Origin of the sequence: Acinetobacter sp. KAM396 (assembly GCF_021602765.1) — a bacterium.
Taxonomy (GTDB): domain Bacteria; phylum Pseudomonadota; class Gammaproteobacteria; order Pseudomonadales; family Moraxellaceae; genus Acinetobacter; species Acinetobacter towneri_A.
Map to the genome: position 1 here is coordinate 1 of NZ_BPPH01000049.1, position 9,271 is coordinate 9,271.

The window sequence follows — 9,271 nt, forward strand, 5'->3', positions numbered from 1 at the left end:
CTGAAAAGGTTGCCGACACATAAAGTGACTCAGATTGAAGAATTGCTACCACACCGCTGGAAACCTGAACCGAATTAAAAAATAGGCATGGGGTTCAGCGGACGCTTACGAACATCTACAGAAAATAGCTCGTAAAAATCCAATACAAATTGCATACGTCCTGAATGTATTTTTAAATCGAGTGACCGCATCACATACCGGTATCCATTATCGCTGGAAGGATATCGATCAACTCGAACATTTTTACTCCCAAGTTAAGGCTTTATTTCCTGCCAAATTTTGGCACTTACTTGGACAAGATTTGCAAACAAAGTTAGATGCTAAACAACAGCCTCAACTTTTCAAATTAGCAAAAGCATCAACAGATAAACATCCATCAACTCAGGAAGAGTTTCCTCGTCTACAACTCTATTCAGTAAAAGATGGTCATGCTCTTGCTGCATTTAAATTTTGCTTACATCTAGCCTGTATTGGCAGACCTCGATCTCTTGAACTGCAAGTTGAAGCTCTAAAAATCACTACATGCGGTTAAATAATTTAACCGTTGCTTCCTTATCAAATAATTTAACCGTTGCTTCCTTATCTAAAGCCAAACTTAATATATCTTTAGTAAAAATTGAGTGTCTGATCAACGATAATTAAATAGTATAAACTCTATGAATTAGCAGCGTCTGAAACAGGGATCGGTCATGCATACAACATCAGAAAAAACTGCAAAACAGAAAATGATATTAGCTAAGGCAGTTTTAGCTGCTGCTGAACGACTTGGTCTTGCACAGGATCAACTAGCCTTAATACTCAGTATAGATTCGGTGAAAACTTTAACCTCTCTTGAATTAGATCCCACTTCAAAACAGGGAGAAATCGCCCTCACTTTAATCCGTATTACCACATCACTAGATGCTCTGGCGGGTGGAGATACTACCTGGATGCAGCATTTCATGAAGTCATCAAATAAATTAACTAATGGCATTCCGGTAGAACAGATTCAAAATGCTCAGGGATTGTTCTCTGTTTTACAATTGCTAGAGGGTCTTCGAGCAAAACTTTAAAGAAATTAATGCATATAAATAATTTTGTATAATATTTTGAAAATTAATTGATTTATTATATTGTAATTCTTTAATTTAAGATTTGATATTAGGACAGTAATAGCTGTGTTTTAGGAAAAATCAGTGAATAATAAGTTAAAAGAAATTGCAGTTAGATTACAGCAAATTTTAGACCAAATCACATTATTACAAAATGAATATCAAAGCCTTTATCAAGAAAAAGAAAAACTTATATCGCTTGAAGAAAAAAATAAGAATTATTTATCAGCAGAAGAAAGACTTTTATTATTTTCTCAAAGGTTTATTGGACGAACTGATACCTTTGCTTATCGTTGGGAAAATAGCAGTGGAAAATCTGGTTATTCTGTTGCTTGTGCAAATGAGTGGAAACATGGCATTTGTTACAAACCTCAAATTAAATGTTCAGACTGTAAAAGCCGTCAACTATTACCCATCACACAAGAAGTTCTTTATTCTCATTTAACTGGACAGAAAGTTATAGGCATTTACCCACTATTAGCAACAGATCAATGTAGGTTACTCGCAGTAGATTTTGATAAATCAGATTGGAAAAATTGTGTAACTGCATTTTCTGAAGCGTGCTTATCTTTAAATATACCATTTTTGGTTGAGCGCTCTCGTTCAGGTAATGGCGCACATGTTTGGATATTTTTCTCTGAACCAATTGCAGCTAAGCAAGCTCGCTTAATGGGTGCAGGTATTCTAGATAAGGCCATGGAACTTTATCCAGCTCTAGATTTTGAATCTTATGATCGTATGTTTCCAAATCAAGATCACATGCCAGCAGGCGGATTTGGAAATTTAATAGCATTACCCTTACAAAAGCACGCAAGAGCGCTAGGAAATAGTACCTTTATTGACAGTAACTTTAATGCCTTTACTGACCCATGGACTGTTTTACAACAAACTGAATTAATGAGTTCTTCTGAAGTTAATAATATTGTGAATGAACTAGGCTACAATTTCATCGAACAGAATCAAACAGATGTTGACCATGAGGCTCCATGGGTAAAAAATATTCCTAAAAAAAATCAAAAGATCGCGGGATGTCCAGACGCTATTGAATTGGTATTCGCAAATATGATTCACATTCCAATTCAGACATTACCCTCTCAATTGATAGCTCAATTAAAAAGATTAGCCACTTTCTCCAACCCTCGTTTTTTTAAAGCACAAGCAATGCGTTTTTCAACGACAGGAATTCCAAGACACATATGCTGTGCCCGCCTTGAAGGACAATATCTCAGTTTACCACGAGGATGCCTAACAGATATAATTCACTTGCTTAATCAACAAGATACTAAAATAAAACTAAAAGATCAACGTACTAAAGGCAACATATTAGTCAATATAAATCTACTTACCGAATTATCCTCTGAACAGGAAATGGCATGTAAAAAAATCCTTGAACACGATGTTGGAGTTCTACATGCACCAACGGCTTTTGGAAAAACTGTTACTGCAATCTCTATCATTGCCAAACGCCAAACAAATACACTCATTATTGTTCATAACAAAGAACTTGTTTCTCAATGGAAAGAACGATTACATTCATTTTTAGCCGATGTCGAAATTGGTACAATACAAGGTGGAAAAGCCAAACCATCTAATCAAATTGACATTGCAACATATCAAAGTCTAATCAACCGTGTAAATAATTCAATCAAACCTATCGCCTTTAATTACGGACAAATTATCGTAGATGAATGCCACCATTTATCCGCACCAAGCTATGAATTTCTTCTCAGTGAAGTCAGTCCCTACTACATTCTCGGGTTAACTGCTACACCAGAACGTCAAGATGGGCATCAACCCATTATTTTCATGCAAGCTGGTTCTATTGTATACAAAGCGAAATCCAACAATCACACCCAGCTTAAAAAATTATTAATAAAAGTAAATTATGAAGGTGAATTCCCAGAAATTTTCTTTGGTACCGAAAATAAACCACATATTTCAAAGCTGATGCAACATCTTACTGAAGATACAGAACGTAATAATGCCATTATTAAAGATGTATCTCATTGTATTCAAAATGGTCAGATCCCGTTAATTTTAACTGAACGTAGAAAACATGCCGAAAATCTTAGAAATAAGTTGAATGATTTAGGGTATAAAACATCTATTTTACAGGGAGGTATGAGCCATACAAAAAACATAAAAGAAAAACAAAATTTAGATGATGCTCATGTTGTGATTGCCACGGGAAAATACATTGGTGAAGGTTTTGATCTTCCTCGTTTAGATACCTTGTTCTTGGCATTCCCGATTTCATGGAAAGGCACTTTGGCTCAATATGTTGGGCGTATTCATAGATCAAATGAAGGTAAATTTGAAGTTCAGGTATATGATTATGTTGATGTTAACCATCCGATATTTGTCAAAATGTTTCAGAGAAGGAGTAAAAGTTATAAAGCTCTAGGCTATATTGTAGAACAATCACACAATAATATCGTTTTATAATTTTAGATCTATTGACACTACCCCAATTTTCAATCCATAAGATAATTAAACGTAAAGCCGCTTTTAAAATTCTAAATGTGTGGGTCTCCTTGGCATCAAAATAACTGGCCATCACAAAGGATGCGGGTCCGAATGCAAATTTTAACTGTATTTTCAGAGTCATTTCAGATCACTACGTAGCTAAGGCTGTTTTGCAGATCGAAATGATAAAATCATAAATTGCTTTTCAAGAAAAAAGAAACTAATATGTTTCTTATAACACTAAAAAGCAATAAATGTGTCTACAATGAATGAGTCTTTACTTCAGCAAATCAAAAAAAGACGAACCCAATTGGGCTTAAAGCAAGTTGATATGCAATCCCGTACAGGCATTTCAAGACAGCAATACCAAAAGCTGGAAAGTCAGGGCAACCCTCGATTAGAGACCTTAGAAATTATCGCGGCAGGATTAAATGCTCAACTGATGCTCATCCCTGATGATAAGGTTCATTTGATTAGACAATTATTGAATGATGAAATTAAAGTCACTATTGAAGATCAGGATGACTTAATGACTAACCCATGGAAGGGTCTTCTCGGAGGAGAGGAACCATGAATACTGTTGCCGTCCTGAAATTAACATTACATCACGCTGTCGTTGGATACTTGGCAGGATTTCAGAGCGGAAAAAATATTCTGGTTTTTACGGATTCTTTCCGATTTGATCAGCAACGCCAGACCTTGAGCTTGCTGACTTCCCCCTTGTATCCTCAAGCAGATAAGATTTTAGAAAAGACCTATGTTACACATCAGCGCTTACCCCCCTTGCTATCAAACTTGCTACCAGAAGGCGCATTACGCGAACTCATTGCACAAAGCCTTAAAGTACATATAGACAATGAATTTCAGTTATTGGCAGCTTTAGGTCATGACTTACCTGGAGCACTCATTGCGACCCCATTAGATCCAGAAGAAATTCCAGATGAAATAAAATTCAAACTGCAGATCTCGAATCCAGATCAGATTTTAAAGCAAGAGATTCGAACAGATAATAAGTTTTCCTTGGCTGGCGTCCAAATGAAGTTTTCCATGAAAGCCAAAGATGGGCGTTTTACATTAGCACAGGCAATAGAATCCAGTCTATTAGGGGATTGGATTATCAAAACTCCTTCTTCCAGACATGGTTTTGTTCCACTAAATGAATATTCTATGATGAGCCTTGCCAAAACAGTCGGCATAGATGTCCCTGAGATTCGCTTGGTGGATATGGCACTCTTACAAGACCTGCCACCATTAAATTTACCCCAAGAGCAATATGCTTTCGCAATCAAAAGATTTGATAGACAGAGTACTGCTGATACTATAGAGCTTATTCACATCGAAGACTTTGCTCAGATCTTCGGCGCATATCCACATCAGAAATACAGCACCACAAATTATGAGCAGATAGGAAAGATCATTTATCAATTTTCAGATAACAAAATTCTTGATATTCAGCAATTTGCCAGCCGCTTACTCGTCAATATTTTGCTCGCCAATGGAGATGCACACTTAAAAAACTGGAGTATGATTTATCATGATAAAAGTGCACCCAGATTATCTCCCGCATACGATATATTAATGACCAGTGTATATATTGAAAATGAGCGTCATTTCGCATTAAATCTTGCCAAAAATAAAGATTGGTATTTAGCTGAGATGAAACACTTTGAACAATGGGCTGAAAAAGTCGGTGTTCCATGGCGTGTTATTGAAAAACAACTTCACGCGATCATGGACAAAGCACGGTCAGTATGGCCAGTGCTATTACTAGACTTACCTATGATTTCTGTTCATAAAGAAAAATTAAGAGAACATTGGAAAAAATTGCATCCAGACTTTCAGATACTTACAGATGATTAGGGTAATCTGAAACCAAACTAAAATTTCTCAAACAAGTTCATCACGTCATTTTCCGTCAGTTTCGCTTCGCCCTCATGATCGGTACTTAGAATAGACTGTGCCAGTTCTGCTTTATTTTGCTGTAAGGCAAGAATTTTTTCTTCTATGCTTTTATTGGTAATCAGCTTATACACAAATACTGGCTTGTCCTGTCCAATCCGCCATGCACGATCTGAAGCTTGATCTTCAGCAGCAGGGTTCCACCATGGATCATAGTGAATGACCGTATCTGCGGCAGTTAGGTTCAGACCGACCCCTCCTGCTTTCAGACTGATTAAAAATATCGGCACTTGTCCAGACTGAAATGCTGTAATGACTTCATCTCGCTTTTTGGTCTTTCCAGTCAGCTTCACATAGCCAATTTCTGCGTGATGGAGGTGTTGCTCAATCAGTTCCAACATTGAGGTAAACTGAGAGAAGATCAGAATTTTTCGCCCCTCCTCCACCATTGGAACGACCATATCCATCAACTGTTCAAGTTTGGCAGAGTTTGCCTGCCCAATTTTCACTGAATCCAGCTTTAGTAAGCTAGGATGGCAGCACACCTGACGTAGCTTCAGTAAGGCATCTAAAATTTGAATTTGACTACGTTTAAAGCCTTTTTCTGCCACAATTTTCTGAATATTTTCCTGCATCGTGGCGCGAACAGCCTCATATAACTTGGATTGCTGGTCATTCATATCAATATTGACTTCAATCGTGGTTTTTTCTGGCAATTCTTTGGCTACGTCAGTTTTCAAGCGACGTAAAATGAAGGGCTTAATCCGGTTGACCAGCTTTTGCCTTAACTGCTGATCACCGCGTTTTTCAATCGGATGACGGTACTTTTTATTAAAAATTTCTTGTGAATATAAAAATCCTGGCATCAGGAAATAAAATAGTGCCCACAGTTCACCCAAATGATTTTCCATCGGGGTACCTGTTAGACACAAACGATGTCGTGCTTTTAATTGGCGTACTACCTGTGCAGCTTTGGCACGCGGATTTTTGATATTCTGCGCCTCATCCAAAATGAGTTGATGATATTCATATTGCTTTAGTTGTTCTTCATCTCTCGCTAGAAGCGGATAGGTGGTTAACACAATATCATAGTGCGGAATCTGCTCAAAATTCTGATGGCGGTCGGGCCCCTGTAGCAGCAATACCTTGAGCTCAGGGGTAAATTTCTCCGCTTCTTTGAACCAGTTATGCATCAGCGATGTGGGTGCAACAATTAAGGCGGGACTGTCCTGCAAATATCCAGCCTGCTTTTCCATGAGTAAATGGGCTAAAGTTTGTGCTGTTTTCCCCAAGCCCATATCATCTGCCAGAATCCCGCCATGCTGGGTTTCCCTTAAAAACTGTAACCAGCCTAAGCCCTGCTGCTGGTATGGACGCAACTCCCCCTGAAAACCTTGTGGTGTCGGCAGTTGTTGCTGGTAGCCTTGTTTGAATTTCTGTACAAATTGCTGCAGGCGATCACTGACCTGCCATGTCATCCCAAGATTATGCTGCAATTCTAATAATTGACTCGCATCATAGCGATCAATACTGCGCTCTTCTTGCTGTAAAATGCTCTGCAGATGCAACAATACCGGCTTAATATCCCTAGCGGATAGAGCCAAATCAGGTTGATCAACTGCAGTTTTCACGGTGAAAATTTGACTGTCATGCAGATGAATAAAAGTCCGCGGATCAAGTAAATCAGGATTTACTCGCACCAAAGCTACGAGCGCATCAAGCAAATTATAAGAATTGCCTGCACTGTCTTGAACCGTCGCCCCGATATTGAACCAGTCCTGCTGACCTTCAGATTCAGTGATAGAAATATTTAAATTTTCAACATATTGCAGATTAAAGGGGCTGTTTTCCAGATGCTCTATCTGCCAGCCCATCAACTCAATTTGATTGATGGGCATCAGCTGTTTGATCCAGTCTCCATAGAAAGCAAAAACCATAGAATCAAGACGTTGTTTATCCAGTTTTAATTGATGGTCATAACTAAGATCTTTCACCCACTTCAGTGATTCGACCAATAGCTGTAAACGCTGGATTGACTGTTGTTCCTGAACTAAGTCCCGAAGCTGTCGTACCATTTTGTCATGCTGCTCACCAATAAAACTGTCACCTGATGTACCTGCTTTTATTCTTCCGCCTGTATAGGAGAATTCAATTTCAGCACAAACAGACTCTTCCCATTTCCAATCAAATTTATCTAAAACACCGAAGCGTAAAATTGGCTGGGGACTACCCTCAAGAACATCAATATGCTGAATAGACTCGGGCTGAGGCAGATTTTTCACGTCTGAATATTGATGAGTCAGTTTCTCAAACTCTGGCAAGAGCATAGATGGAAGATCAGGCATCTGTAAAAAATGGTACAGAAGATTTGCCGTATATTCACCATATAACTGGCCCACCGTGTTCTGTTGAATATCCACATAACACGGTGGCTGGCTAGCGAGAATTTGGATATGTGGATTTGATTTTAAATCGAGTCGAATATCACCATTGACCAATTCAATGTTTAAATGCTCTGTCTGTTTGTTTATACCTTGTTGCCAGATCAGTTCGATGTGATAGCCTTGTTCTGACCATTTAAGTGCAGTATGGCTCTTTTTTTGCCAGTACACATCGCCACTTTGAATAAAAGATTTGAAATGCTCCAATAAAATGCTTGAGATATCAAGATTGCTTTGATAAAGCGTTTCGTCACTGTTTATTTTGGCATAATAATAAATCTGGTTAAATAATTGTCGTTTTTGTTCAGGTAAAGTCAGATGCTTTCTGGTGATATTTTCATATTGGGTATAATAACTTTCCCCTGCAATTGAGCCGTTCTTATTGCGTCTGGCTTTCTGAACATCAACTGTCAATTTCTTTAAGCTGACCGACTGATCTAGCAGGTAAATTAAATAATTGTTTGTTTTGACAGATTGCTCAGGTTCAGTCTGTTGTAAATATCGTTTAAAATCATTCAACCAGCGCTGCGCCTGATCATCCCCCCGTTGGTGTTTTGCGATTCCCTGCGGGGATTGAGATTCAGCATAACGCTGTTGAAATTCCTGACGATATTCTTGAAAGAATAACCGCGCTAAAGCAGCAGCATGTTTACAGTTATATCCAACCGGACAAGTGCAGTCGTCATCGATTAAACGGTCTTTTTTAAGATTATAGGTAATCGCGGTATCGTAATAATCTGTCCCTTCAATTTGAGCATACATCGTGACATCATCATTTTCCTCAAAGAACTCAATTGTTTCCCTATCAATGTGTTTAGCATAGCTCAGACTGCGCTGAAGAGTTGCAGTACTAAAGCGAGATAGAAAGTTGATCAATGAGGACATAATTACCAGACACCAAAAATGTTTATACAATAATAACGAAAAAAGCTGTCATTTCAGAACAATAGTGCTCGCCAACGTATCAAAAGGAAATCAATTCATGCTCAAAAAAACTTAATGTTTACTACAATGGATGGGGTGAATATTGGCTCGATTTGTAAGGTTGCAATCCTATTCAGCAACATCGCTCATGATCTATTACCTGGACAAATTCAAGTAGAGACTCTCCAAATGATCCAAAATAGGATTGGGCATAATATTCATTTATTGCACTAAATAGCTTTCACAAAGCTTCTATGAAGGGCTTATTCTAACCGTTGTTTTATCACGGCATAAGCTACACCAGTCACCACACTTCCAATCGCAATCGCTAATAAATATGGCTCTAGACTAGCAGATTTGCACTTAGTTTTACCTAATGAGGTCCCACAACTCTGTTGCTAGCTCATTAGGCTCCCTCATCCAACGCCATTCTGTTTCTTTAAGATGATA

General features: G+C 38.2%; 5 protein-coding genes and 3 pseudogenes. 6 read left to right on the plus strand and 2 right to left on the minus strand.

Annotation, left to right across the window (positions count from 1 at the left end; all coding sequences use genetic code 11):
* Nucleotides 1-106: 106 nt before the first annotated feature.
* The 5 genes and pseudogenes from L6C30_RS13730 to L6C30_RS13750 form a co-directional block, all read left to right on the plus strand.
* Nucleotides 107-532 (plus strand): annotated as a pseudogene (locus tag L6C30_RS13730) (hypothetical protein); the annotation flags it as partial.
* Between the two features lie 157 nt (nt 533-689).
* Nucleotides 690-1,052 carry an antitoxin Xre/MbcA/ParS toxin-binding domain-containing protein gene (locus L6C30_RS13735; RefSeq protein WP_004647815.1) on the plus strand — a complete coding sequence of 121 codons (363 nt, stop codon included), beginning with the start codon at nt 690-692 and terminating at the stop codon, nt 1,050-1,052.
* Nucleotides 1,053-1,175: 123 nt separating this feature from the next.
* Nucleotides 1,176-3,536, plus strand: coding sequence for a DEAD/DEAH box helicase family protein (locus L6C30_RS13740; RefSeq protein ID WP_001060549.1), 2,361 nt, complete (start codon nt 1,176-1,178; stop codon nt 3,534-3,536).
* Between the two features lie 286 nt (nt 3,537-3,822).
* Nucleotides 3,823-4,131 carry a helix-turn-helix transcriptional regulator gene (locus L6C30_RS13745; RefSeq protein ID WP_001005874.1) on the plus strand — a complete coding sequence of 103 codons (309 nt, stop codon included), beginning with the start codon at nt 3,823-3,825 and terminating at the stop codon, nt 4,129-4,131.
* Nucleotides 4,128-5,417, plus strand: coding sequence for a type II toxin-antitoxin system HipA family toxin (locus L6C30_RS13750; protein ID WP_019837107.1), 1,290 nt, complete (start codon nt 4,128-4,130; stop codon nt 5,415-5,417). Before L6C30_RS13745 ends, L6C30_RS13750 begins: the two co-directional genes overlap by 4 nt.
* A gap of 17 nt (nt 5,418-5,434) precedes the next feature.
* Here the strand turns inward: L6C30_RS13750 and L6C30_RS13755 are convergent, their stop codons facing one another.
* Nucleotides 5,435-8,782, minus strand: a complete 3,348-nt coding sequence (locus L6C30_RS13755; protein ID WP_026438104.1) for a DEAD/DEAH box helicase — start codon at nt 8,780-8,782, stop codon at nt 5,435-5,437.
* Between the two features lie 141 nt (nt 8,783-8,923).
* Here L6C30_RS13755 and L6C30_RS15005 point away from each other — a divergent pair.
* Nucleotides 8,924-9,055, plus strand: a pseudogene (locus L6C30_RS15005) (serine/threonine-protein kinase HipA); the annotation flags it as partial.
* A gap of 135 nt (nt 9,056-9,190) precedes the next feature.
* Here L6C30_RS15005 and L6C30_RS13760 read toward each other — a convergent pair.
* Nucleotides 9,191-9,271: pseudogene (locus L6C30_RS13760) on the minus strand (IS1595 family transposase); the annotation flags it as partial.